This window comes from Pseudarthrobacter raffinosi, from assembly GCF_023913835.1.
In the GTDB taxonomy this organism is placed as follows: Bacteria; Actinomycetota; Actinomycetes; order Actinomycetales; family Micrococcaceae; genus Arthrobacter; species Arthrobacter raffinosi.
This window is the reverse complement of record NZ_JAMXBG010000021.1, coordinates 1-24,837: the sequence shown is the minus strand read 5'-3', so window position 1 is coordinate 24,837 and position 24,837 is coordinate 1. Positions and strand designations below refer to the sequence as shown.

Below are 24,837 nucleotides of genomic sequence, written 5' to 3'. Positions count from 1 at the left end.
CCGCGCAACAGCCGGAAACCGGGCCTATTGTCCGCCGCGGCGGACAGACTGGGCGGTGTTGACCGTGTGGATGGCCCGCAGGAGCTTCGCCGGGAAGTAGACCGAGAAGAACACCACCATGGGTGCCTTGAGGGCCATTTTCTTGACGTTGTGCGCCTTGTACGTGCGGTCGAAGCGGGTCACGTAGTACCGGTAGTCCCGCGGTGAATCCTCGAGCCGGCGGGCGGACATCCCGGACACCATCTGGGGCCAGTACTGGACCTTGAGTTCGTGGTCGGCAAGGTGCAGGGAGAGATCGATGTCCTCGTGCATCTCGTCCTTCTCGTCCCGGCAGGTTTCGTCCCGGATGGTTTCCCATGCCGTAGCCCGCAGGGCCATGTTGGAGCCGAACAGGAAGTGGTACTGGTGCTTGGCGAGCTTGAGCATCAGCTGACGCATCTTGTCGTCTGCCTTGAGCCCGAACCGCCGCATCGGCATGTCGTAGTAGACCACCGGCCCGGTGGCTGCCTGGACTGACGGATCAAAAAAGGCCTTCTGGACCTGCTCCACCCAGTCCGGCTCGACAACGGAATCGGCATCAATGCGACCCAGGACGTCGCCGGTGGCATGGTTTAGGCCAAAATTTCGGGTGGGAATCAGGCCCTGGTCCCGGTCCTGGCTGAGCAGGATGATGGGACTTTCCGGATACTCCAGCTGCATCTGCGCCACGATGGCGGAGGTGCGGTCAGTGGAGAGGTTGTCCACCACGATGATTTCGTGGGCCGGCACCGACTGGTACACCGCAGCGATGAGACACTGCCGGATGACACTTTCCTCGTTGTAAGCCGGGATGACAATGGACACGAGCGGCAGCTGTGCTGCGTCGTTCAAGGCATCCCCAGAGGATTTATCGGCTGACATCAGTTCAAATTTAGCACCGATCAGGGTTCGTCCCGCCAGCGACTGGGTCCAGCCCGGACAAACACTGGGAAAACACTGAAAGGGCCCCGCACCAGGCGGAGCCCCTTCCGTGGGCGGCGCGAGGGCGCCGGAAGTGCTAGTTGCTGCCCTTGTCCGCGGAACCGTTCATGTTGGCCGCAGTGTTCTTGATGGCGGTCTTGGCATCGGTGGACGCCTTGGCTGCTGCGTCTGCCGATTCATCGGCGACGTGCTTGGCCTTCTCGGCCGCGTCCTCCGCGTCGGCGGCAACATCCTCTGCCTGGCCGGCCACGGCGTCCGCGGCCGAAGCGGTGGCGGCCGCAGCCTTGCTGGCTGCGTCCCCGGCCGTGTCCTTGGCGTCGTTCACGGTGGTGGCAGGAACCGGCGCCGGAGTAGGTGTGACAGGAGAAGGGGTCTTCCACGGGTCTTCCACGGGCTTGGAAGCCTTCCAGGCGGCGACGCCGGCGGCAACGGCTGCGGCGATGATGCCGAACACCAGCCAGCCGCGCTTTTTGGGCTTCTGCGGCTGGGCGATCTGGACCCCTACGGCCTTACCGGCTTCGTGCGCGGCGGCCTTGAGCTGCGTGCCGGCCGACTGTGCCTGCTCCTGGAGGGAATGCACGACGCCGGAATCGGCAAGCCGCTGGGCGACGGCGTCCACGTGGGACGGCGCGCTTTCCAAGGTGCGGTGCACGGCGTCGGACGCGTGGCCGATCTGGTCCGAAAGGCGCGGCAGGTATTCCACCACCACGCGGTCCCGGGCGTTCTGGATAACGGGAGTGGCCTTGTCCAGCGCTTCGTACAGGCGCGGAGTGGCGACCTCAACGGCGTCGTGGATTTTCGGGGCGAGCTGGGCGAGCCCCTCCTGGATGCGCGGCGTCACTGTTGCGACGCCGTCGGCAAGGTTGTGGGCCGCGGTCTTGAGCCCCTCCTGGATTTTGGGAGATGCGGTGTCCAGGCCATGCTGCAGGCGGGGAACTGCCCAATCCACTGCTGCTTCCACGCGGGGGGATGCCCAGTCCTTGGCGCTCTCAACTGCGCTGTTGACTGACTGTTCAAGGTCACGGGCAATACGATCCGATTTCTTCACAACTACCTCCCGATTAATGTGACGGTTCTGTTGTTAGCCTACGTGCCTTGACCTGCACGGGCTATTCTTCCCGCGGATTTACACCTGATTTCACCCAGCGCGGAACTGCCGGTCCAGCCCCTTCCACGTTGACCTGCCGTGAAAGAATAGGCGGCATGACTGCAATCGCAACTGCAAAAGCAACCATCCACACGAGCCTCGGCGACATCGTCGTTAATCTGTTCGGCAACCATGCGCCGAAGACGGTCAAGAACTTCGTTGGCCTGGCCACCGGGGAGCAGGCCTGGACCCACCCCGAGACCGGTGAGGACAAGACTGGCACGCCGCTGTATGACGGCACCATCTTCCACCGCATCATCAAGGACTTCATGATCCAGGCCGGCGATCCGCTGGGCCGCGGCGTGGGCGGACCCGGCTACAAGTTCGATGACGAAATCCACCCCGAACTCAGCTTCAACGCCCCCTACAAACTGGCCATGGCCAACGCCGGCATCCAGGCGGGCAAGGGCACCAACGGTTCGCAGTTCTTCATCACCACCATCCCCACCGACTGGCTGCAGGGCAAGCACAGCATCTTCGGCGAGGTTGCTGACGAGGACTCCAAGAAGGTCGTCGACGCCATCGAGGGCGTCCGCACCGGAATGGGCGACCGCCCGGTTGAGGACGTCACCATCAACAGCATCGACATCGAGCAGCTCTAACCCATCACATGAGCTACGGAATTCCGGCGGCCGAGCCGTCCGCGCAGGTTCCGGTGTGCCCCAGGCACCCGGACCGGCCCTCCTATGTGCGCTGCCAGCGCTGCGGCCGCCCAGCGTGCCCGGACTGCCAGCGGGCGGCCGCCGTCGGATTCCAGTGTGTTGACTGCGTCAACGAAACAAAGCGCACGACGCCGGCGGTCAAGACTGTCTACGGCGGCGCCGTGGCAACCGGAAAACCAATAGTGACGTTTGGAATTATCGCCCTGTGCGCGGTGATGTACGTTCTGCAATGGGTGGTGCCCGGCGAGTGGATCTACCAGAACCTGGCGTTCGCCAATGTTTTTGCCACTCCCGAATTCGGTGAGTTCGAACCGTGGCGGATGCTGACGGCGGCGTTCCTGCACTCCCAGGGATTCATCCTCCACATTGTGCTGAACATGTACATGCTGTGGATTTTCGGCCAGGCACTCGAACCGCTTCTGGGCCGGGTCCGCTTCCTGGCGTTGTATCTCATCTCTGCCATCGGAGGGTCTGTCGGCTATCTCTTGCTGACCCCCGGCTACGTGCCTGGCGTGCCTCTTGCCGGAGTGGTGGGCGCCTCGGGGGCGATCTTTGGACTCTTCGGGGCGATGCTGCTGGTACAGCGACACCGCGGCGGGGATACGCGGCAGCTGTGGGTCCTGATCGCCATCAACGGCGTGATCGGATTTGTGGTCCCCCAGATCGCCTGGCAGGCGCACCTGGGCGGGCTCGTCGCAGGCGCCCTGTGCGCTGCCGTGATTGCATACACGCCCCGGGGCCCGCGGCAGGGCCTGCTGCACGCGGCCGGACTGGTCGCCGTCCTTCTCCTGCTGGCCCTGGCGAGCTGGCTCCGCGTCACGGCCGGTTGACCGTCCGGGTCCTCAGGCCCAGCTCCAACAGACCGCTTAGACCCCGGTGTCCCAACGGACGCCGGGGTCTTTTCTGTGCCTCGTGAGGCCTCCGCACCGCGCTGCCCGTTCACTTGCTGCGGGCGTCCCGGCGTGCGAGCAGCCCGTGGTCCGCGTCAGGCCCATGACGACGGCGCCTAAGTTATCCACAGGGGTTATCCACACTGTTAGTAACTTACACGGGTGTAGTTCAGGATTTCGATGTGCCCCTGCTCCCGGGTGTCCGCCCTTTTGCCGGATTTCGTCATCCTGTTGTCCACAATTGTGGACAAGACCTGGGGATGCGCCTGTGGTTAAGTGGAAAAACAAGCCATTTGAGCCCGACCTGTGGATATCCTGGCAATTTCCCGCGCCGGGGGCCCATAGGAGGGGATCCGGCCTGCCCGTATCAACAGGGTTATTCACAGTGTTAACAACTTACAGACATGTAGTTAACCTTCGGTGTTTCCCCGACTGGGGCAGCTGAGGGGTCCGCTCGGGCCGTCCTGTGGATTGTTATCCACAACTGTGGACAACTTGTGGGTAGTCCAGTGTTAGTAAGTGGATAACACGTGTGTGTGCGAGGGTGTTCCTACGCAGCATCGGACCCAACAAGCTTCCAGCCAGGAGGACCGCCTTGAGCGCCACCGCAACAACCCAGCACATCTACCTCGACAAGCAGCACCCCGCGGTATGGCGCGCTCTCAACGGTCTGGGGCTGAAAGTGCGCGAAGCCGCCGACGCGGCCGGGATTGACCGCAAGACCATAGAGCTGCTCAACGTGCGGATCTCCCAGATCAACGGCTGTGCCTATTGCCTCGACATGCATGTACGGGACGCCATGGAGGCCGGGGAGAGCCATCAGCGGCTTGCTGTCCTGCCGGCGTGGCGGGAGACAGCCCTGTTCACGGACAAGGAGCGGGCTGCCCTTGCCCTGGCAGAATGCATCACCGAACTGCCGGACCACCGGACAACCGAGCTTGAGGAAGGATATGCGCGTCAGCACCTCAGCGCCGATGAATTTTCGGCGGTCAGCTGGCTGGTGATCACCATGAATGCCTTTAACCGGGTGTCCATCACCAGCCACCATCCGGTCCGCCGGGACCGCTGACTGGGACATTCCGTTCGGGCGGTGTGAATTATCCACAGCCAATCCACACTGTTAATAACTGTCCGTCCGAGCGCTTTGGATCCGGTCCCGTGCGCCATGGCCTGCACGGGCGGATATCGCTTCCGGCCCCGGGAAAGTTATGCACATTGTGGATAACTTTCCCAACAGCTGTGGACAACAGGCGCCGGCGGGGCGTCCGGTCAGTTCCCCGCGGAGCGGCAGGTCAGCCGGTCCAGACGCCTGAGGATCCGCGCCGGTGGCTGTCCAGAAGATGGGTGTCCACCATGCCGATGGCTTCCATCAGCGCGAACATGGTGGTGGGGCCAACGAACGAGAATCCCTGCGTCCGCAGCGCCTTGGAGAGCGCCACCGATTCCGGTGACTGCGTGGGGATCTCCGCGTGCGTGACCGGCTGGGGAGTGGCCCGGGGCTGGAACTGCCACACGAAGTCAACCAGGCCTTCCCGCTCGCGCAGCGCGATGGTGGCCCGGGCATTGGTGATGGCGGCACGGATCTTGAGCCGGTTGCGGACGATGCCGGGATCCTGGAGCAGGCGCTCAACATCCGCTTCCGTAAAAGCGGCAACAGCGTCCGGCTGGAAGTCGAGGAAAGCCTGACGGAAGGCGGGGCGCTTCCGGAGGATCGTTGCCCACGAGAGACCTGCCTGGAAGCCTTCAAGGCAGATGCGCTCGTACAGGCCTTGTTCGTCCCGGACGGGCAGGCCCCATTCGGAGTCGTAGTACTCGCGCAACAGCGGATCCACGGCGGCCCACGGCGGACGGGCGAGGCCGTCGTCGCCCAGGACTGTTCCGTCCACACCCTCGTTTAGGGGCTGGGCGGCGGCAGCGGGAGTCATGCGGGTCCTGCGGTCAGGTCAGGAACGCCAGCGCGTGGTCATCAGGAAGCCGATGATGGCAATGCCGAAGCCGGCCACGATGTTCCACGACTCCCAGGCCTGGACAGGAAACCGGCCCTCGCTGATGTAGAACGTGATGATCCAGAAGAGCCCGATGATCATCAGGCCGAACATCACCGGCTTGAACCAAACAGCGTTGGGCTTATACGCCTGCGCCCCGGAAGCGGGCTGCGCGGCGCTGGAAGTCTTCTTGCGAGGCTTTGACTCGGGCACGTGCTCTCCTTGGCGGACTGGAGCAAGCTCGGCGCCGCGGGCTTGATATCCTGCAAGAAGGAAGTTGCCAGCGGTCTGCGCGATCTTGGTCAAATCTGGATTCTTACTAGCAGTCAATTCTAGCCGTAGTTCAGGGCATTCAAACGCCCAGCGCGGCCACCCCGGAGGAGAACGCGTGGTAGTGCAGGAGAAGGCGAGGCGCGCCGCTAGGAGGCCCGCCCGTGCGGCGCCCGCGCGCGCTTCCATTCTGCGTGGCACAGTGCAGGTGCTCGGCGAACTGCTCATCACAGCCGGCATTATCCTCCTGCTTTTTGTGGGCTGGCAGCTGTGGTGGACCAACATCGAATCCGACGCCAAGCAGAGTGCCGTCATCAAGGAGTTCGCCCAGGGGCTGGGCGGCGCGGTGCCCGCGAGTCCGGAACCGGATCCATCGGCAGCGCCCGTGGATTACGGCACCCCGGCCGTTGCCGCGGCGCCAGGCCATGCCGGCACCATCGGCATCATGTATATCCCCCGCTTTGGCCCCAACTACACGCGGCCCATCGTGCAGGGAACCACCGGGGATGTCCTGGATACGCTGGGGCTTGGCCATTACGCCAACACCGCCATGCCCGGCGCGGCCGGTAACTTCGCGGTGGCCGGCCACAGGCAGACCCATGGTGCCGTCCTGGACAATATCCACACCCTTGTCCCGGGGGACAAAATCTACGTCCAGACCAAGGACGGCTACTACATCTATGTCTTCCGCAACAACCAGATTGTGATGCCGTCCCGGACCGATGTCCTGGAACCGGTCCCCACCCGCCCCGGCGTCACTCCCACCGAAAGCTTCCTCACCATGACCAGTTGCAATCCGCGCTTCGGCGCCGAGGAACGCATCATCGCGTACGCGCTGCTGGATAGCTGGCAGCCTGCCTCGGCGGGCCCGCCGGCCGAGATCGCCGCCCAGGTGGCCGCAGCGGTGGGAGGAAACTGAGTATGTACGGCTGGATTTTCCGCCACCTGCCGGGCCCCCTCTGGCTGCGGATCCTCACGTCGCTGGTGCTCATCGCCGGCGCACTGATCCTGATGGTTCAGTTCCTGTTCCCATGGATGTCCGGGTTCACCGCATTCACCGACTCAACGATTGGTTCTGCAAGCCAGCCATGACCACAACCAAAATCCTGGTCGTAGATAACTACGACAGCTTCGTTTACACCTTGGTGGGCTACCTCCAGGAACTCGGCGCCGAGACCACCGTTGTCCGCAACGACGACGTGACCCTCGCTGAAGCCATCGAGATGGCACAAACGCGCGACGGCGTCCTCATCTCACCCGGTCCGGGTAACCCCGCCGAGGCGGGCGTGTGCATTGAGCTGATCAAGTGGTGCGGGGCGAACAACAAGCCGATGTTCGGTGTGTGCCTGGGCCATCAGGCCCTGGCCGAAGCCTATGGCGGCACAGTGACCCACGCGCCAGAGCTGATGCACGGCAAGACCTCGCTGGTGGAGCACAACGGCACCAGCGTCTTCGCCGGGCTCCCCTCCCCCGTGACAGCGACGCGCTACCACTCGCTGGCAGCGGTAAGGGACACCATCCCCGACGTCCTGGAGATCACCGCCGAGACCGCGACCGGCGTCGTGATGGGCCTGCAGCACCGCACTGCACCGCTGTGCGGGGTGCAGTTCCACCCGGAGTCGGTCCTGACCGAAGGCGGCTACCAGATGCTGGGCAACTGGCTCGAGTCCCTGGGAATGGCGGGAGCCGCCGCCCGTGCCTCCACGCTGAGCCCCCTCATCCAGCACTGACCGGAACACACGCACGAACAACGCGGGGTCACTTCGTGCCCATGTTCCCCTTCGGGATGGGCGCGAAGTGGCCCCGCGTTGCTTTAAGGAGCGGGTGGAGGCCTAGCCCTTTTTAGTGGCTGAGGGCGTGGCCGTTGGCGATGGCGATGGCGGCGGGGCCGGTTCCTTGGCCACCACAATATTGATGGTCTTGCCCTGATCGACGGCGGCATTCACGGGGTCACTTTGATCCGTGACCCGGCCCGCCTCCACCTGGGAGTTCTCCACTTCCTGGACGTTGGGGACCAGGCCCAGTTCCTTCAGCGCCGTTTCCGCCTCGGCACGCGTGCGGCCGCGCAGTTCAGGCATGGACACCTTGCCGGTGGAAATCACGATCTCCACCGTGGTGCCCACCCCCACCATCTGGCCCGGTGCCGGGCTGGTGGTAATCACCCTGCCGCCGGGAACGGTGGCGCTGTTGGCTGTGGTGGTGGAAGGGGCTCCCACGAGTCCTGCCTGGCGCAGGATGTCCCGCGCCGCGGCTTCTGTCTGGCCCGGAAGGTTCTCCGGAATCTTGACGGCGCTTGGGCCTTCAGAGATATTCAGGATCACCTCCGCATTGGGGTCAAGCGAGGTTCCGGCCACCGGGTCAGTGCCGATGGCCGTCCCGCTGGGTATGGTCTCGTGCTTGTTCCGTTTGATCTGCGGCCGCAGGTTGGCACCATAAAGTTCCTGCAGGGCCGCCGACTCCGTCAGGGCCGCCACCGCCGGGACCGCCACCTTGGGCGGCGCTGGAGCTGGCTGGTTCATGATGTTGTGCAGCCAGAGACCGCCGCCGCCAAGAACCAGCAGGGTGAAGATCACCAGTGTGGCAATCCACGTACGACGACGGGACTTCTGCCGGTCGGTCCGCTCGCGTTCCGGAGCGAAGCCCAAGGGCAGTTCATCGACATCCGACTGTCCCCGGGTGGCGGCCGCCATGACCGGTACGCCGTCAGTCCGGGTGTCGTCCGCGCTGCGCTGCCGGCCGGTGGGGACATCGTCCAGGAAGCCGGCTCCCGTGAGCCCGAACGCCTCTGTCACGGGCGGGCGTTCCGGCGTCGGGACGTGGTCGTTGGGATCGGTGGGGGCTTCGGTTGCGGCCAGCGCGGGCACGGACACGCCCGCCCGGGCGGCGCGCAGCGCACGCCGGAAGGCGGCCGCGTCCTGGAAACGGTCCGCCCGGTTCTTCTGCAGAGCCTTGGCCAGGACACTGTCCAGGGCGGCCGAGACCTCCGGGTTCACGCTGCTCGCGGGCTCCGGGATTTCCCTGACGTGCTGGTACGCCACGGACACGGGGCTGTCACCAATAAAGGGCGGGCGGGCGGTGAGCATTTCGTACAGCAGGCACGCTGCGGAGTAGAGGTCGCTGCGCGCATCCACTGTTTCGCCCCGGGCTTGCTCGGGCGAGAGGTACTGGGCAGTTCCCACCACGGCCTGGGTCTGCGTCATGGTGGCGGATGAATCGGCGATTGCCCGGGCAATCCCGAAGTCCATGACCTTCACGGAATTGGAGCCTTCGCAGTACATCACGTTGGCAGGTTTGATGTCCCGGTGGACGATGCCCGCTTTGTGGCTGTATTCAAGGGCAGAAAGCACGCCCAGGCAGAAGTCGATGGCCTGGTCAATGCTGACTTCCTTGGCCCGGATCAGGTCGCGGATGGTCCGGCCCTCAACAAACTCCATTACGATGTAGGGCACCCGGACACTGTCCTCCGAGCCATCCGGAACCGTATGTTCGCCCGTGTCGTAAATGGCGACGATGGACGGGTGGTTCAGCGCCGCCACGGACTGCGCTTCCCGTTTGAAGCGCGCCTGGAACTGCGGATCACGGGCCATATCCGGGCGGAGAAGCTTGATAGCAACGGTCCGGCCAAGCCGGGTATCCACTCCGCGGTGGACATCCGCCATCCCCCCGCGGCCGATGATTCCGCCGAGTTCATAGCGGCCGCTGAGGACACGCTGGTTATCCACCGGGAGGCTGTCCTCCCGGTGGAGCGGGGTGCGGGCCGAATCACTCACTGTCAATCCCGACCGCTACGGCGCGCAGGTAGGAGGCAATCCCGGCAGCTGGCCGGGGTTGCATTTGGGGAGGGTGGACGTTGGCTCAGCAGGGGCGGCCGGCGTGGATGGCGGAGCTGTCGGCGTGCTGGCCGGGACCGGGACGGCGTAGGTCACAGTCACTTCAGCCCCCTTGGGCACGGTGCCCGTGGGGTTGACCTGCAACACCGTTCCGGCGGCGGAAGTACTCTGCTGCGGGATGACCCGGACGGACAGGCCCATGGTTTCCAGCGTCCCCTGGACCTGACGGTAGTCCTTCCCGAGGTAGGCCGCCGAAATGATGTCCACGGTGCTGGGGGTGGGCGTGGGCGTGGGCGCGTCGGTGGTCCGGGTGGGGGTAGGCGTAGCGGACGCCGAGGTTTTTGACGGGCTGGCGCTGGTGGACGGCGGGTTGCTGGATGCAGAGTTAGTGGTGGTGCTGGCCGGGTTGAAAATCCCGGCCTGCGTCAGGAAGAACCCCACCAGCGCGAACAGAACCAGCACGATCAAGGCGACCAGCGGCCACGTCCAGGGGCTGCGGCCGCGACGCTCGGGCTCGTCCTCCGGTTCGTCGTCGTACTTCTCTTCCTCCTGCACCCAGCTGCGCTCCGCGGCCAGGGCGTCCGCACGCGAAAGCGTGCTCCCGGCTCCCGCGGCCGCTGCGCCGACTGCAGCGCCGCCGGCAGCGGCACCCAGCACGGGCAGGGCGGACGTCGATGTCGTGTTGCTGTCCTTCTGGGCGATGACTCCGGTGGGTGCCGTGGCAATGTCCACCGGCGCGGTAATGGGGCCCGTGGTTGCCTCGAAGAGCAGCATGCCGGGAACCGCTGCGTGCGCGGCGTCAATATCGCCGTTGCGGATGGCCTCGGCGGCTTCCGACAGCTTGATGGCGTTGGCCGGGCGGTTCTTGGGGTCCTTGGACAGCATGGACATCAGCAGCGCGCGGACCGGTTTAGGCAGGGTCTCCGGAAGCGGCGGCGGGGCGTCGTTGACCTGCGCCAGGGCAATGGCGATCTGGGATTCGCCGGAGAAGGGCCGGTGCCCGGTGAGGCACTCGTAACCGATCACGCCGAGTGAGTAGATGTCCGAGGCGCCGGTAGCGGTCTGGCCGGTGGCCTGCTCGGGGGCGAGGTACTGGGCGGTGCCCATTACCTGGCCTGTCTGTGTCAGCGGGACCTGGTCGGCCAGGCGGGCGATGCCGAAGTCGGTGACCTTGACGCGGCCGTCGGGGGTGATCAGCAGGTTACCGGGCTTGATGTCGCGGTGGACCAGCCCCTGGGCGTGGGCGACGGAAAGGGCGCGGGCGGTCTGCGCCATCATGGACAGCGTCCGGTCCGGGGACAGTACCTGCTCGTGCTCGATGATGCTGCTCAGCGGCTGGCCCGGAACGAGCTCCATGACCAGGTAGGCCGAGCCATCCTCCTCGCCGTAGTCAAAGACATTGGCGATGCCCACGTGGTTCAACAGGGCGGTGTGGCGTGCCTCGGCGCGGAACCTCTGGAGGAAACCGGGGTCACCGGTGTATTCCTCCTTGAGTACCTTGATGGCGACAATCCGGCCCAGGACCTGGTCCTTGGCCTTCCAGACCTCTCCCATCCCGCCGATCGCAATCCGCGTGGTCAGCTGGAATCTGCCGCCGAGGGTGATTCCCGTTGTAGGCCTCACTTATTCAACACCGCCTCAAAAATCTTCTTCGCGTTCGGACTGGTTAGCTGTGCGCCGGTGGTGATGTCGACGCCTTCCATGACGATGGTGACACTCACCTCCGGGTTGTTCGCCGGGGCAAACCCGGTGAACCATGAGTTGTTCAGGCCGTTGCCCAGTTCAGCGGTTCCGGTCTTGCCGGCCACTTGGACGCCGGGGACGGCCGCCCCGCGGGCTATGCCCTGGCTCACCGCACTGGTCATCCATTCGGTGATCTGGCGGGCAATTTCCGGGGTGGTGGACGTCCGGAGCGCTTCAGGCTGGGGCTCGTCAATGACCCTGAGGTCCGGGGACCGCACGGTCTTGACCAGGCTGGGGCTCATCTGGACGCCGTTGTTGGCGATGGCCGAGGTCATCAAGGCAATTTGCAGCGGAGTGGCGCGCACGTCCTTCTGGCCGATGGCGGACTGGGCCAGGCCTGGCCCGTCCATGTCATCGGGGAATCCGCTGCCCCTGGCGTAGGCGAGCTTGAGCTGGTCGCCCAGATCCTCGCCGAAGCCGAATTTTGCGGCCTGCTCGGCGATGGCGTCGCGGCCTAGGTCGAGGGCAATGCTGGCGAACGGCGTATTGCAGGATTGCTGCAGGGCGAAGGCAAAGCTGGCCTTGTCCTGGGTGTAGCAGTTGCCTCCGGCGTAGTTCGGCAGTTTGTACTGGATCCCAGGGAAGGGCATCTCGGCCGGGTTGGGGAGCACGCTGTCCTTGTTGTACTTCCCTGAGGCGAGGGCCGCGGCGGTATCCACCAGCTTGAAGACTGATCCCGGAGCGAGCAACTCGCCCGTGGGTCCGCTGACATTCTGGTTCAGGTTGATGCCGGGGACCTTGACCAGCTCGTTGATGTTGGTGGTTTCGGCGTTGGGGTCCTGGGTGGCGATCAGGTTGGGGTCATAGGACGGCTTGGACACTATGGCCAGGATGGCGCCGGTCTTGGGGTTGGTGACCACAATGGATCCCCGCTGGCCGTCCGGGATGAGGTCGTAGGCGAGCTTCTGGATGGCGGGATCGATGGTGAGTTCCGCCGAGGCGCCCTTCGGCTGGTTGCCCAGGAAGAGCTGGCCGATCCGGTCGAAGAACTGCTGGTCGGAGCTGCCGGCCAACTGGGCGTTCATGGCAACTTCCAGGCCGGTGGCACCGTAGTTCTTCGAGAAGTAGCCCGTGATGCCTGCATAGAGTGGTGGCTGCGCGTAGGTCCGCTGGAACTGGCAGACCTCCGAGGTGCCTTCCACCGATTCGGCCACCGGCTCCCCGCCCACGATGATGGCGCCGCGGTCGTTGCAGTAATTCTGCAGAATGGCCCGCTGGTTCAGGGGGTTGCCCTTGAGGTCATCGGCACCGACCACCTGGACGAAGCTGATGGCGCCGAAGATCAGGGCAAACATGGCGATCGCTGCCACCCAGGAATTACGGATTGCTTGGTTCACGCTCGTTTCACCGCCTCGGTGGGAGTATCAATTCCTGCAGGTTCCGCAGCGCCGCCGGGAGGAAGTGGTGTGGTGTCCACCGGTCCCCGCGCCGTATGGGAGATCAGCAGGAGCAGGCCAACGATGATCCAGTTGGCCAGCAGCGACGAACCGCCGGCGGCAAGGAACGGCGTGGTCAAGCCGGTCAGCGGGATCAGTCGTGTGACTCCGCCGATCACCACGAAGCACTGAAGGGCGATGGCGAAGGAAAGTCCGCAGGCCAGCAGTTTCCCGAAGGCATCCCGGGTGCCCAGTGCTGCCCGGAACCCTCGCGTGAACAGCATGACGTACATCAGCACTACGGCGAACAGTCCGATCAGGCCCAGCTCCTCGCCGATGGACGCGATGATCATGTCGCTGTTGGCGAAGGGGACCAGGTCCGGCCGGCCCTGGCCCAGGCCGGTACCCACCAGGCCGCCGTTGGCCATGCCGAAGAGTCCCTCGATGACTTGCCGGCTGCCGGTCTCGTACACGTCTGGGCTGAAGGCGTTCAGCCAGCCATAGATGCGGACTTCGACATGGGAAAACACCTGGGCTGCCACGAAGCCGCCGCCCAGGATGAGGCCCAAGCCGATAACCACCCAGCTGATACGGCTGGTGGCCACGTAGATCATCACGATGAACAGGCCGAAGAACAGCACGGAAGACCCGAGGTCGCGCTGGAAGATCAACACGCCGATGCTCACCAGCCAGGCGGTGATCATGGGCCCCATGTCCTTGAACCGGGGGAACTGCAGCGGGCCGATCTTGCGGCCAGCCAGCAGAATGAGGTCGCGGTTGGAGGAAAGATAACCGGCGAAGAATATAGCCAGGGTGATCTTGGCGATCTCACCCGGCTGGAATGTCATGGGACCCACCCGGATCCAGACCCGGGCGCCCAGGATTTCGCCGGCCGAGATGCCGGGCACCAGTGGAAGAATCAGCAGGAGCGCGCTCACAGCCAGCGAGATGTAGGTGAAGCGACGGAGGACCCGGTGGTCCTTGAGGAACCAGATCACGCCGATGGCCACGGCCATGGCGATCAGGGTCCAGCGCAGCTGGTTGTTGCCGGTGTCCTCCCCGGGGGCGTCGAGGCGGTGGATCATCGCGAGACCCAGGCCGTTGAGTGCCACCACCAAGGGAAGTATCACCGGATCGGCATATTTAGCCCGGATCCGCAGGACAACGTGGAAGACCAGGGCGGCCACCGCGAGGAGGCTGGACTGGAACCAGAAATCGGAGTCGAACGCCTTCGCCTGGTCAACGCCCACCAGCATGTTGGCGCCGATGCCCACAGACAGGGCGAGGATCAGCAGCAACAGTTCCACGTTGCGCCGGGGCTTGGGGATGGTGCTGAGCTGGCTCACTGGCCCCCCTCACAGGCGGTAGTGGGGGTGGGTGAGGCGGCAGGGGCCGGCGCTGCCGCAGGAGCGGACGGGTCCGGCGACGGGACAGGTGCGGTGGGTGTTGCAGCCGGCGCAGTTGTTGGGGCCGGAGTGGGCGAGGGGGTCAGGCACTCATCCGGCGGAGCAATGGTGCCGGTGCCTTCGAGGTTCTTCACGATCCGCTGGGCGTCGTAGAGGTCACGCGCGGGAACTGTCTGCCGGACGCGCTGCTGGGAGAACTGGGGCAAGGAATCCATCCGGATCTCTGTTACGGCTTCGAGGGTTGAAAGCTGAATGGGACCAAGCCGCTGCGACACACCGTTGTAGATGGCCACGCGGGAATCGTATTCCCCGATGTAGTAGCGGGTCTGGGTCCAGGCGTAGCCGAGCCAGAGGCCCACGGTCAGCACCACCAGCACGGACGCGGCGATGGATAAAGTGACCCAGCGGCGGGGTTTGGGCTGTCCCAGGAGGTCATCCGCCTCCGCAACGGGGGCGTCGGCCTTGTGCGTCAGGACGGTGGCGGCCCGCCGGGCCACGGTGCGGCCGGCGATGGTGGGAATGGAGCCGGACTCGGCCGCAGTGGCCGCAGCACCGACGAGTTCGTGCGGGCGCGATGCGAGTTCCTGCCGCAGCACTTCGGCCGAAAGGTGCTCGCCGAGATGGGGGTCGGTGGAGGGCGGGGGTTCCTTTGCGGCTGGCTTTTCGGGGGCTTTGTCGGCGGCGGGCTTTTTGTCGTCGGCCGCCTCGGGGTCCGGTGAAGCGCTGGCGGCCTCGCCGCCCGCGGCGAGGGCTTCGGTGAGCAGCTGTGAAGGGATGATGTCGACGGCGGCGGTACTGACGTCGTCGGACGTTTCCTCGGTGATTTCCACCATGACCACGGTGACGTTGTCCGGTGAGCCGGCTTCCAGCGTCAGGTTAATCAGGGTTTCGACGCACTCACGCAGATCTTTTGTCTCGCGGACGGTCCGTTCCACCACATGTCCGGCCACATAGTTGAGCCCGTCCGAGCACAGCAACCAGCGCTCCCCGGGTTTGACGTCCAGGGTGTCCAGATCCAGCTCGGGGCTGGCGTCGACGTCGCCTAGAACGCGCATGAGGACGTTTTTGTGCGGGTGGGTTTCGGCCTCTTCGGGCCGGAGCCGGCCCTCATCGATCAGCCGCTGGACGAACGTGTGGTCCACGCTGACCTGTTCAAACTCGCCATCACGCAGGCGGTACGCCCGGGAGTCGCCGATATGCGCGAAGTGCAGCTTGCCCTCGGCGAGCAGCAGGGATGTGACGGTGGTGCCCATGCCGGCGAGCTTGGGGTTGATATGCACCAGCTCGGATAGCAGGGAGTTGGCCGTCTGGATCTCGTCGGCGAGGACCGTGCCGGCGTCGCCGTCGTAGTCGCCGTGGTCCAGATGCAGCATGTCCAGCACGGTGGCGGCGGAGGCAACATCGCCGCCCGCGTGGCCACCCATGCCGTCCGCGACCACTGCCAAATGGCGGCCGACGTACGCCGAGTCATCATTCTTGGCCCGGATGCGTCCCACATCCGAGCGCGCGGCATAGCGCATGATGAGGGGCCGCTGGACGGGTGTGGCCCCGCCGGCGGGAATGTCAGCGGCCATGGCTACGGCCTCAATTCGATGACCGTCTTGCCGATCCTCACGGGTACACCAAGCTCAACGGGCAGAGCCCGGGTAAGTTGCTGGTCGGCCAAGTAGGTGCCGTTGGTGGAGCCAAGGTCCTCGATGAACCATCGACTGCCTTGCGGGAACAACCGCGCGTGGCGGCCGGAGGCGTAGTCGTCCTCAAGTACCAGTGTGGCTTCCTGAGCGCGGCCCAACAGGATGGGGCTGGCGGCCAGGGGGATGGTGGTTCCCTTGAGCGGACCTTCGGTGACCACCAGTTGGTGGGCCTGCTGCTTGAGCGGCTGCGGCGGAGCCTCGGCCAGTTCCGGGTTTTTGCGGACCTGACGGGCGGTGGGGGTGCCTGCGGCGGCTTTGCGGCCCACCATCAGGTCCCTGCGCATGGCCGAAACGATGCTGAAGACGAGGACCCAGAGCAGGATCAGGAACCCAAACCGCAGGGCAGTGATGGTCAGGTCACTCATGGGCGGCCCCCAGGGTTGGCGGGAAGCAGGCGGAAGATGATCTTTGTCCGTCCCATCGTGATGGTGGAGCCGTCGGTCAGTTCGGTGCTGCCTGCCAGTTTATGGCCGTTGACGTAGCTGCCGTTAGTGGAGCCGAGGTCCACAGCGCTGGTGACGCCGCTGGCGGTGCGGATCTCGAGGTGGCGGCGCGAGACGCCGGTGTCGTCAATCAGGATGTCGGCCTCGGAGGACCGGCCCAGGACGACGGAGGGGGCATTAAGCGAGTAGCGCTGGCCGTCGATGTCCAGGACGGGCTGCAGCCGAACGGGCGGGCGGCTGGGGGCTGCGGGCATGTTGGGCCTGGCCGAGGAGACTCCGGGGCCGGCTTTGGACTTCTCAGTGGAGGAGACGATCTCGAAGTTGCCAGCGCGAAGATCCTCGGACCGGCGGAAAGAGATCCGCACCGAGCCCTGGAGGGTGTAGCCCTGGCTCCGGACGTGGTTGATGACGACGTCGCAGAGTTCTTCGGCCAGCGGCGTGCCCCAGTCCTGAGCCCTCCTGAAGTCGTCATCACTGAGTTGGACGTCGAAGACATTGGGGGCCAGTGTGCGGCCGGCGGCGATGGTGAGGGCTTTGTTGTCCACCTCGCGGCGGAGCCGGCTGGCGATTTCCACAGGTTCAACCTGGGCGCGCGAACCGGTGGAGAAGACACCGCGGACGGCTTTTTCGATGCCGCGCTCGACCTTGTCCAGCAATCCCATGGTCCTTCTCCTTTCCCCCCGGCAGCGGGGCAGTTTTCGTTCCGGAACTCAGCCAACAATGCTGTTCAGAACCCAGCAGCCTGCCTGGCAGTGGCAGGCACTACTACATCAGATACTACTGGGCAGGCCTGTGAATGACCTTAATCCACAACGGCCAGGCCCCCGGAAAAGTTCGCTAGGGGTTCCATGCCGGCCCCCTCCCGGCGGGGAATTTGACCCCTCCCGAGGCTCAATTGGTGTTTTGCCGCCGATGTCCGTTATGCTTGATCTCGCTGCTTTTACAAGGTTGCGGATCCGGGAAACCGGCCGTAATTCATGGAAAAAGAAGTTGCGCGCGAGTGGCGGAACGGCAGACGCGCTGGCTTCAGGTGCCAGTGTCCGAAAGGGCGTGGGGGTTCAAATCCCCCCTCGCGCACGCAATCAAGGGAACCCCGGTCTTCGGACCGGGGTTCCTTTCTTTAACGCCGGGGCGGTCCTTAACGCTGGGCCCCGAATCCGGCATGCCGCGGGCGTAACTGTGGGTATAGCATGCGAGTGACACCCGCTGGATCATGCGGCCGGAGGACTGCTCATGCTGACATTGGGCGCAATTGATATGGAAATGCTGCAACTCGCCCTCGATTCCCCGTCCGACTGGGATTCCAGGTACTGGTTCGACCCCCGCACGGGAGAGACCAGCCTCTGGCTGAGGGACTCGCTTGACGAAGCCGAAGAGTCCGAGGAAGACCTCGAAGCACGCGGCGCCATCCTTGTGGAACCGATAAGACCGTATGAGGCCTACCGCGACATGGAATCGTTCATCGCGGATGTGCGGGATGAACGCGCCAAGGACCTGCTCTGGCGCGCAATAGACGGCAAGGGAGCATTCCGGCGTTTCAGGAACACGCTCGCAGAGTTCCCCGAGCTTCAGACCCTATGGTTCTCATTCCATAACCGAGCCATGCGGCGCCGCGCCATAGAGTGGTTGGCGGAATCTGGTGTGGTGGAACAGGATGAGGCTGAGAAAGCCCTGCGCCTACTCGCGTAACGCCCCGAAGCCCGCAATAAGGGCCTCAAGCCCCAGGCTGAACGCCACGTCTGCAGGTTTCTCGTGCCCCAGCGCGGCCAGGCTCCGGACGGCACCCGTAAAGCTCGGCGTCGATTCCGCCATGCTGCCGGAATCGAAAATGTCGGCTGGGGCCGTGACGTCGTAGGCGGATCCGAAGATGAAGGATTCCAGGGCCACGATGGCGGACACGATCCGCTCCTCCGGGAATCCGGCCGCCCGGAAGCCGGCACTGACGGTCTCATACATGGCGAGGGTCTGCGGTGCGTCAGTCACGGGAAGTACTGCGATGACGGGAATCAGGGGCGTGTGCTCCGCGAAGACGTCCCGGTAACTCCAGGCCCACTTCCGCACGGCGGACTCCCAAGGTTCCGCCGCGAATGCGGTCACATCCACCAGGGCAGTCAAATGGTCTTCCACGAGGAGGAGCACGTCCCGCTTGGATTCCACATGGTTATAAAGGGCCGACGGCGCCACGTGCAGTGAGCGGGCCAGTGCGGCCATGGTGAGACCGTCGTAGCCGTCCTTGCCGATGAGCCGCAGGGCTGCTGCCGTGATGCCCGCCTGGTCCAGGACAGCCGCGGCGGGCCGCCCCACGCGGCGCCGCGCCCCACCGGTTTGCGGCACGGGTTCGCGTTCCGTGGCAGTTCGTGAAGCGGCTGGTGATGCCGGCATTGCTGGCCTTTCTGCGGGCAGATGTCTCCAGCATTATTCCACCCGGCTCTTCCTTGCGGACCGCAAAACAGCTATAGTTCTAATAAATGAATGGCATTCATTTAGTGGTTCGTGTCGCTCGACCGGCCATAGAGAGGACATCATGCTGAATCTTGACCGTGACGTTGTGATCGTTGGCGCTGGACCCTCCGGGCTCACTGCTGCCCGCGAGCTGAGGAAGGCCGGCCTCAGCGTGGCAGTGCTGGAAGCACGGGACCGCGTGGGCGGCCGAACCTGGACCGACACCATTGACGGGGCCATGCTGGAAATCGGCGGCCAGTGGGTCTCCCCGGATCAGACCGTACTGCTGGAGCTCCTGGACGAGCTCGGCCTGAAGACATACTCCCGCTACCGGGAGGGCGAGTCCGTCTACGTCGGCGCCGACGGGAAGAAAACCCGCTACACCGGTGATTCCTTCCCGGTGAGCGCAGCCACCGGGGCGGAAATGGACAAGCTGATCGGCATTCTGGACGGCCTCGCCGCGGAAATCGGCGCCACCGAGCCGTGGGCCCATCCCAAGGCCCGTGAGCTGGACACCATCTCCTTCCACCACTGGCTGCGCCGGAACTCCGCCGACGAGGAGGCCTGCAACAACATTGGCCTGTTCATCGCCGGAGGCATGCTCACCAAGCCCGCGCTCGCGTTTTCGGCACTGCAGGCGGTCCTGATGGCAGCGTCCGCCGGGTCCTTCAGCCACCTCACCGACGAGGACTTCATCCTGGACAAGCGGGTCATAGGCGGGATGCAGCAGGTGTCCCTGCTGCAGGCAGCGGAACTGGGTGCCGACGTCGTACTTAACAGTCCGGTGCGCACGGTCCGCTGGGAGGATGCCGGAGAAGGCGGACACCGCGTCAGCGTTGTTTCGGAGCGCGCCACCGTGAATGCGCGTTTTGTGATCATGGCGGTGCCACCGAACCTTTACTCACGCGTCTCTTTTGACCCGCCGCTTCCGCGGCGGCAGCACCAGATGCACCAGCACCAGTCGCTGGGCCTGGTGATCAAGGTCCACGCCGTTTACAGCACGCCGTTCTGGCGTGAAGACGGACTCTCCGGAACGGGTTTCGGTGCCGGTTCGCTGGTCCAGGAGGTCTACGACAACACCAACCACGGTGATTCACGGGGAACCCTGGTGGGCTTCGTCTCGGATGAAAAGGCCGACGCCGTCTTCGAGCTGACTGCCGAGGACCGCCGCCGCGCCATCCTGGAATCGATTGCCGGGTTCCTGGGGGACAAGGCCCTGGAACCCGAGGTCTACTACGAATCCGACTGGGGCTCCGAGGAATGGACCCGGGGCGCGTACGCGGCCAGCTACGATCTGGGCGGCCTGCACCGTTACGGCAAGGACCAGCACACTCCTGTGGGCCCGATCTACTGGTGCTCCTCGGACCTCGCCGCCGAAGGCTACCAGCACGTTGACGGAGCCGTCCGCATGGGCCAGCGCACAGCGGCGCGAATCGTGGACGCGGCGGGCACTTCCCATGCGACAAACGAGGCAGCCGCCGCCGTTGGCTGAGCGCACCAGCTCCAACCCATTCAGCGTCGAATGAAAGAGAGGCACGGCCATGAGTCCCAAAGAAGTGACAGCACAGCCACCCCGCGCCCCGGGCAATGGCCTGGCTGAAAAGGGCCTGAGCGGGAAGGGCCTGAAGGCGGGCGCGGTGGGATTGCTGGGCGCCGTCGTCATCGGTGTCTCCTGCATCGCGCCGGCGTACACGCTGACCGCGGCGCTGGGGCCAACGGTTTCGGAAGTGGGGGTTCAGCTGCCGGCGATCTTCCTGGTGGGCTTTATCCCCATGATCCTGGTGGCGTTCGGCTACCGCGAACTGAACAATGCCATGCCCGACGCCGGCACCTCGTTCACGTGGGCATCGCGCGCCTTTGGTCCGTGGATCGGCTGGATGGGTGGCTGGGGGCTGATTGCGGCCACCATCATTGTGCTGTCCAACCTGGCGGCCGTCGCCGTGGACTTTTTCTACCTCATGCTGGCCCAGCTTTTCGGCAACCCGGAATTGGGCGAGCTGAGCAAGAACCTTCCGCTGAACATCGCCACCACCCTGGTGTTCATCGCCCTGGCTTGCTGGATTTCCTATCGGGGCATGGAAGCCACGAAGGGCGTGCAGTATGTATTGGTGGCGTTCCAGCTGCTGGTGCTGGGCTGGTTTGCTGTAGCTGCCTTCAGTCACGTGGCCAACGGCTCGGCGTTTGATGCGACTGCCATTTCGCCCGACTGGTTTAACCCATTCGCGGTCGGATCCTTCTCAGCCTTTGCTGCCGGGGTTTCCCTCTCCATCTTCATTTACTGGGGCTGGGACGTCACGCTGACCATGAACGAGGAAACCAAGAATCCAGAGAAGACTCCGGGACGGGCGGCAACCGTCACCGTGGTGGTGATTGTCGCGATCTACATGACCGTCGCGCTGGCCACCCTGTCCTTCGCAGGGGTGGGCGAAACCGGCCTCGGTGCCGGGAATCCGGACAACCAGTCGAGCATCTTTGCTGTTCTGTCCGGGCCGGTGATGGGACCGTTCGCCATCCTGATGTCCCTCGCCATCCTGAGCAGTTCGGCGGCCTCGCTGCAGTCCACGTTTGTGTCTCCGGCGCGGACCATGCTGTCGATGGGCCACTACAAAGCACTCCCGGGACGCTTCGGCAAGGTCAGCCCGCGCTTCAAGTCCCCGAGCTACGCCACGATCGCGGCGGGCCTTGCCGCAGCGGCCTTCTACGTCATCACCCGGACCACCTCGGAGAACGCGCTCTGGGACACCATCACGGCGCTGGGCATGATGATCTGCTTCTACTACGGCATCACAGCGCTGGCATGCGTCTGGTTCTTCCGGGCCCAGGCGTTCAGCAATGGCCGCGCCTTCTTCTTCAAGTTCCTGGCGCCGCTGCTGGGTGGAGTCATCCTGCTGGTGATGTTCTTCAAGACCGCCGCCGATTCCATGGACCCCGAGTACGGCTCCGGATCATCGGTGGGCGGGCTGGGGATGGTGTTCATCCTGGGCATGGGCGTGATCCTGCTGGGCGTGGTGATCATGCTGGTGATGTCCCGGCTGCGGCCCGAGTTCTTCAAGGGGCAGGTGCTGGCCCGCGGCCGCGAGGAGTTTAGGCGGGCGGGCGTATCGAAGCCTTGAACCGCCGTCGGGAGTTTGCGAGGTGGCTGCGCATGGCGGCCGAGGCGGCGGTCTCATCGCCGTCGGCGATGGCGGCAGCGATGGACCGGTGCTCGTGCACCACCTGGTCAAAGTGGTCCCGGGCGTAATGTTCGACGCCGGTGAGCAGCCGGGTGCGTGGCATCGCGATCATCGTCTGGCCCAGGGCGGCGAGGCAATCTGAGTAGAAAGGGTTGCCGGAGGCGGCCGCGATGGCGCGGTGGAACTCGAAGTCGGCCTTCATGGCGTGGCCGGGGTGGTCAGCGCTGGCGGCGAACTGTTCCAGGGCAGCATTGACCGCCCGGAGCTGGCGGTCGGAGTGGTTGCGGGCGGCCAGGGCCGCAGCTTCGGACTCCACTCCCAGCCGGAATTCCAGCAGGTGGAGGCGGTCTTCGACGCTGGCGACGGGGCGGCTGCCCGGGACTGGCTGGGGGCCGTCGTCGGGCGGGGTCAGCGCGAAGCTGCCCCGCCCGCGTTCGGTTTCCACCAGGCCTTCGGCCTGGAGCCGCGTCAGCGCCGAGCGCACCACGGTGCGGCTGACACCGAAGTCGCCCATCAGCGTGTTTTCGCTGGGAAGCTTGTCGCCGGGCTGGATGACGCCGTCCACGATGCGGGTGCGAAGGTCGGCGGCGAGGTCCGCGGTCAGGTTCCGGCTCATGCGTTCAAGGTTACGCGCCGAACTCCACGGACTCGGTGGTCCAGGCGCGGGCCTGGTCACTGAGGGTCACGCCCAAGCCGGGACGGTCCGGGACGAGCATGCGGCCGTTCTTGGTTTCGAGGCGCTCGTTGAACAACGGATCCAGCCAGTCGAAGTGCTCCACCCACGGTTCCCGCGGGTACGCCGCGGCGAGGTGCAGGTGGATCTCCATGGCAAAGTGCGGCGCCAGGCCAAGCCCGCGTTCGTCCGCGAGGGCGGCGAGGCGCAGGAACTGGGTGATGCCGCCGACGCGCGGGGCGTCCGGCTGGATGATGTCGCAGCCGTTGGCGTTGATGAGGCCCTTGTGCTCGGCCACGGAGGCCAGCATCTCGCCGGTAGCGATGGGCGTGTCCAGGACATTGGCCAAGTGCGCGTGGCCATCAAAGTCGTAGGCATCCAGCGGCTCTTCGATCCAGATCAGGTTGAACTGCTCCAATTGGCGGCCCATGCGCAGGGCGGTGGCCCGGTCCCACTGCTGGTTGGCGTCCACCATGAGGGGAACATCCCAGCCGATGTGTTCGCGGATGCCGGCCACGCGGCGCAGGTCTTCGGCGGAATCGGGCAGGCCGACCTTGATCTTTATGCCGCCGATTCCTTCCTCCAGGAGGACGGTGGCACGGTCCTTGACCTCTTCGAGGGAGGCGTTGAGGAAGCCGCCGGAGGTGTTGTACGTCTGGACGGAGTCCCGGTAGGCGCCCAGGAATTTCGCCAGGGAGAGGCTGGCGCGTTTGGCCTTGAGGTCGTAGAGCGCGATGTCGATGGCGGCGAGGGCCTGGGTGGCCACACCTGAGCGGCCCACGGAGGCGCCGGCCCATAGGAGCTTGGTGTAGATCTTGCCGATGTCGTTGGGGTCCTCACCGATGAGCCCCTCCGCGACCTCTTTGGCGTGGGCGTACTGGGCGGGGCCGCCGGCGCGCTTGGAGTAGCTGAAGCCGATACCGCTATAACCCATTTCCGTGGTGATTTCCGCGAACAGGAACACCACGTCGGTCATTGGCTTCTGGCGGCCGGTGAACACCTTGGCGTCACTGATGGGGACGGTCAGCGGCAGCCGCGCGGTGGAAAGCTTGACGTGCCGGATGACATCGACGGTACTCATGGTTGCTCCTCAAAAGCAGGCTGTCCGGGCTGCGTTGCCCTGCTACTTACAGTACAAGTATCCAACTTGTATTACAAGTATGTCTGGTATCGCCGCTCGTCCATGGCGTGGGGTGGTGCGCCGTTCAATTTTTGGGCGTGGCGAACGTACTGGTAGACCGTTTCCCGGCGATTCCGTAATCCCGGGCGAGAGTGGACTTTGCAGCGCCTTCTGCCGCCCGCCGAACCAGCTCCGCCGCACGCTCTGGAGGAAGGGTCTTTTTGCGTCCGCGGTACACGCCCCGCTGCCGTTCCTTTATTTTGTGGTTGTTCGAATTTGGCGAAGGGGCCCGTCGCCGACAAAATGAGGTTGGCATGGGGGCATCCTCGCGGGTAAAGCCAGGCGTGCCTTTACGAACTCCACGCGCACACCCTTGTCGGTCGGCGTCTGGACGAGTGAGCGCAGGTCGTTCAGGTTTCGGGCGAGCCGGTCCCATGCTATGGACCACTACGGTGTCTCCGTCCCGGGTAAAGCGCATCAGCTCGGCAAGTTGTGGCCTGGCAATGCCCCTTCCGGATGCCGTGTCGGTGAAGGTGTCAGGATGAAATCTATGACTCACTGAGAGGTCTGTCTAGAAGGCGGCGAATCGATCCTATTCTGACAGCCCTTCCGTGGTTGCCTGACGTCAGGTTGGGGTGTGCCCTTACCAGACGGGTGGTGCACCCTGCTGAGAACTGTCACCCAGGCCTANGACCAATGCTCGGAAAAGTCACGCTTAGACCGGTGTCGGGAAAGGACCATCTACCGACACCCCGACCTACCGGCGACACGCCGCGAAATCCATGTCGGAAACCCGCGCCGGAAATCAACGTCGGCAAACCCTGCCTTAACGGTATTCTCGACACATGTTGATCGGATATGCCAGAGTCTCCACCGCCGACCAGAACCCAGACCACCAAACGGACGCCCTCGCCCGCGCTGGCGTCGACCCGCCAAACATCTACCTCGACCACGCCAGCGGCGCCAAAGCCAGCAGGCCCGAGCTCGATAAAGCCCTCGCCTCGGCCAACCGGGCCGGCGACC

At 64.8% G+C, this 24,837-nt stretch carries 24 protein-coding genes and 1 tRNA gene; 11 read left to right on the top strand and 14 right to left on the bottom strand.

What is annotated here, in order from left to right:
• Positions 1-24: 24 nt before the first annotated feature.
• Complete coding sequence (locus NG697_RS17595; RefSeq protein WP_252600910.1) at positions 25-900, bottom strand: glycosyltransferase family 2 protein; 876 nt, start codon at positions 898-900, stop codon at positions 25-27.
• Positions 901-1,036: 136 nt separating this feature from the next.
• Positions 1,037-2,008: a hypothetical protein gene (locus NG697_RS17590; RefSeq protein WP_252614798.1), complete on the bottom strand. Its 972-nt coding sequence runs from the start codon at positions 2,006-2,008 to the stop codon at positions 1,037-1,039.
• 155 nt (positions 2,009-2,163) lie between these two features.
• Between NG697_RS17590 and NG697_RS17585 the strand changes: the two genes are divergently transcribed.
• The 3 genes from NG697_RS17585 to NG697_RS17575 all read left to right on the top strand — a co-directional run bounded on the left by NG697_RS17585 (position 2,164) and on the right by NG697_RS17575 (position 4,728).
• Entirely contained in the window at positions 2,164-2,709 is a 546-nt protein-coding gene (locus tag NG697_RS17585; RefSeq protein WP_141138883.1) for a peptidylprolyl isomerase, read from the top strand.
• An 8-nt stretch (positions 2,710-2,717) separates the two neighbouring features.
• On the top strand, positions 2,718-3,599 hold the full coding sequence (locus NG697_RS17580) for a rhomboid family intramembrane serine protease (protein ID WP_252600918.1): 882 nt from the start codon (positions 2,718-2,720) through the stop codon (positions 3,597-3,599).
• Positions 3,600-4,254: 655 nt separating this feature from the next.
• Positions 4,255-4,728, top strand: coding sequence for a carboxymuconolactone decarboxylase family protein (locus NG697_RS17575; RefSeq protein WP_252611319.1), 474 nt, complete (start codon positions 4,255-4,257; stop codon positions 4,726-4,728).
• 223 nt (positions 4,729-4,951) lie between these two features.
• Here NG697_RS17575 and NG697_RS17570 read toward each other — a convergent pair whose 3' ends face one another.
• Together NG697_RS17570 and NG697_RS17565 are read right to left on the bottom strand one after the other, a co-directional pair.
• Complete coding sequence (locus NG697_RS17570) at positions 4,952-5,584, bottom strand: DNA-3-methyladenine glycosylase I (protein WP_252600924.1); 633 nt, start codon at positions 5,582-5,584, stop codon at positions 4,952-4,954.
• A gap of 18 nt (positions 5,585-5,602) precedes the next feature.
• Positions 5,603-5,857, bottom strand: coding sequence for a cell division protein CrgA (locus NG697_RS17565; RefSeq protein WP_056342777.1), 255 nt, complete (start codon positions 5,855-5,857; stop codon positions 5,603-5,605).
• Between the two features lie 175 nt (positions 5,858-6,032).
• Here NG697_RS17565 and NG697_RS17560 point away from each other — a divergent pair, with 175 nt between their 5' ends.
• The 3 genes from NG697_RS17560 to NG697_RS17550 are packed head-to-tail and all read left to right on the top strand — an operon-like array spanning position 6,033 to position 7,644.
• Positions 6,033-6,833: a class E sortase gene (locus NG697_RS17560; RefSeq protein WP_374209947.1), complete on the top strand. Its 801-nt coding sequence runs from the start codon at positions 6,033-6,035 to the stop codon at positions 6,831-6,833.
• Between the two features lie 2 nt (positions 6,834-6,835).
• Positions 6,836-7,006, top strand: a complete 171-nt coding sequence (locus tag NG697_RS17555; RefSeq protein ID WP_167349826.1) for a hypothetical protein — start codon at positions 6,836-6,838, stop codon at positions 7,004-7,006.
• Positions 7,003-7,644, top strand: coding sequence for an aminodeoxychorismate/anthranilate synthase component II (locus tag NG697_RS17550; protein ID WP_252600925.1), 642 nt, complete (start codon positions 7,003-7,005; stop codon positions 7,642-7,644). Before NG697_RS17555 ends, NG697_RS17550 begins: the two co-directional genes overlap by 4 nt.
• A gap of 102 nt (positions 7,645-7,746) precedes the next feature.
• On the opposite strand, the gene pknB is transcribed toward NG697_RS17550, so the two are convergent.
• Genes pknB through NG697_RS17515 form a run of 7 tightly spaced genes read right to left on the bottom strand, consistent with a single transcriptional unit; the run spans position 7,747 to position 17,068 of the window.
• Entirely contained in the window at positions 7,747-9,684 is a 1,938-nt protein-coding gene (gene pknB / locus NG697_RS17545) for a Stk1 family PASTA domain-containing Ser/Thr kinase (protein WP_308293102.1), read from the bottom strand.
• A 15-nt stretch (positions 9,685-9,699) separates the two neighbouring features.
• Positions 9,700-11,367 (bottom strand): protein kinase domain-containing protein, encoded by a 1,668-nt coding sequence (locus NG697_RS17540; protein ID WP_252600927.1) that lies wholly within the window; start codon positions 11,365-11,367, stop codon positions 9,700-9,702.
• Positions 11,364-12,824 (bottom strand): penicillin-binding transpeptidase domain-containing protein, encoded by a 1,461-nt coding sequence (locus NG697_RS17535; RefSeq protein WP_252614797.1) that lies wholly within the window; start codon positions 12,822-12,824, stop codon positions 11,364-11,366. Before NG697_RS17535 ends, NG697_RS17540 begins: the two co-directional genes overlap by 4 nt.
• Positions 12,821-14,209, bottom strand: coding sequence for an FtsW/RodA/SpoVE family cell cycle protein (locus tag NG697_RS17530; protein WP_252600931.1), 1,389 nt, complete (start codon positions 14,207-14,209; stop codon positions 12,821-12,823). The genes NG697_RS17535 and NG697_RS17530 overlap by 4 nt, the downstream gene beginning before the upstream one ends.
• The gene (locus tag NG697_RS17525) at positions 14,206-15,843 is read right to left on the bottom strand and encodes a PP2C family protein-serine/threonine phosphatase (RefSeq protein WP_252614796.1); all 1,638 of its coding nucleotides are present in this window, start codon (positions 15,841-15,843) and stop codon (positions 14,206-14,208) included. The genes NG697_RS17530 and NG697_RS17525 overlap by 4 nt, the downstream gene beginning before the upstream one ends.
• Before the next feature lie 2 nt (positions 15,844-15,845).
• Positions 15,846-16,328, bottom strand: coding sequence for an FHA domain-containing protein FhaB/FipA (locus tag NG697_RS17520; protein WP_252600935.1), 483 nt, complete (start codon positions 16,326-16,328; stop codon positions 15,846-15,848).
• Positions 16,325-17,068: an FHA domain-containing protein gene (locus NG697_RS17515; protein ID WP_252600938.1), complete on the bottom strand. Its 744-nt coding sequence runs from the start codon at positions 17,066-17,068 to the stop codon at positions 16,325-16,327. Before NG697_RS17515 ends, NG697_RS17520 begins: the two co-directional genes overlap by 4 nt.
• A gap of 332 nt (positions 17,069-17,400) precedes the next feature.
• Here NG697_RS17515 and NG697_RS17510 point away from each other — a divergent pair.
• Together NG697_RS17510 and NG697_RS17505 are read left to right on the top strand one after the other, a co-directional pair.
• Positions 17,401-17,483: transfer RNA gene (locus tag NG697_RS17510), tRNA-Leu, on the top strand.
• A 156-nt stretch (positions 17,484-17,639) separates the two neighbouring features.
• Positions 17,640-18,095, top strand: coding sequence for a UPF0158 family protein (locus NG697_RS17505; protein WP_252611323.1), 456 nt, complete (start codon positions 17,640-17,642; stop codon positions 18,093-18,095).
• On the opposite strand, the gene NG697_RS17500 is transcribed toward NG697_RS17505, so the two are convergent.
• A complete protein-coding gene (locus NG697_RS17500) occupies positions 18,084-18,788 on the bottom strand; it encodes a TetR/AcrR family transcriptional regulator (RefSeq protein ID WP_252600944.1) in 705 nt (234 codons plus the stop codon). The genes NG697_RS17505 and NG697_RS17500 overlap by 12 nt on opposite strands.
• A gap of 142 nt (positions 18,789-18,930) precedes the next feature.
• Between NG697_RS17500 and NG697_RS17495 the strand changes: the two genes are divergently transcribed.
• Positions 18,931-20,340 carry a flavin monoamine oxidase family protein gene (locus NG697_RS17495; protein ID WP_252600947.1) on the top strand — a complete coding sequence of 470 codons (1,410 nt, stop codon included), beginning with the start codon at positions 18,931-18,933 and terminating at the stop codon, positions 20,338-20,340.
• A gap of 49 nt (positions 20,341-20,389) precedes the next feature.
• Positions 20,390-21,961 carry an APC family permease gene (locus NG697_RS17490; protein WP_252600950.1) on the top strand — a complete coding sequence of 524 codons (1,572 nt, stop codon included), beginning with the start codon at positions 20,390-20,392 and terminating at the stop codon, positions 21,959-21,961.
• Here NG697_RS17490 and NG697_RS17485 read toward each other — a convergent pair.
• Both NG697_RS17485 and NG697_RS17480 read right to left on the bottom strand, forming a co-directional pair.
• Positions 21,933-22,637 carry a FadR/GntR family transcriptional regulator gene (locus NG697_RS17485; protein ID WP_252611325.1) on the bottom strand — a complete coding sequence of 235 codons (705 nt, stop codon included), beginning with the start codon at positions 22,635-22,637 and terminating at the stop codon, positions 21,933-21,935. The genes NG697_RS17490 and NG697_RS17485 overlap by 29 nt on opposite strands.
• Before the next feature lie 10 nt (positions 22,638-22,647).
• Positions 22,648-23,775: an L-talarate/galactarate dehydratase gene (locus NG697_RS17480; protein ID WP_252611326.1), complete on the bottom strand. Its 1,128-nt coding sequence runs from the start codon at positions 23,773-23,775 to the stop codon at positions 22,648-22,650.
• A gap of 884 nt (positions 23,776-24,659) precedes the next feature.
• Between NG697_RS17480 and NG697_RS17470 the strand changes: the two genes are divergently transcribed.
• The coding region (locus NG697_RS17470; RefSeq protein ID WP_252614817.1) for a recombinase family protein at positions 24,660-24,837 on the top strand (178 nt) is incomplete at its 3' end.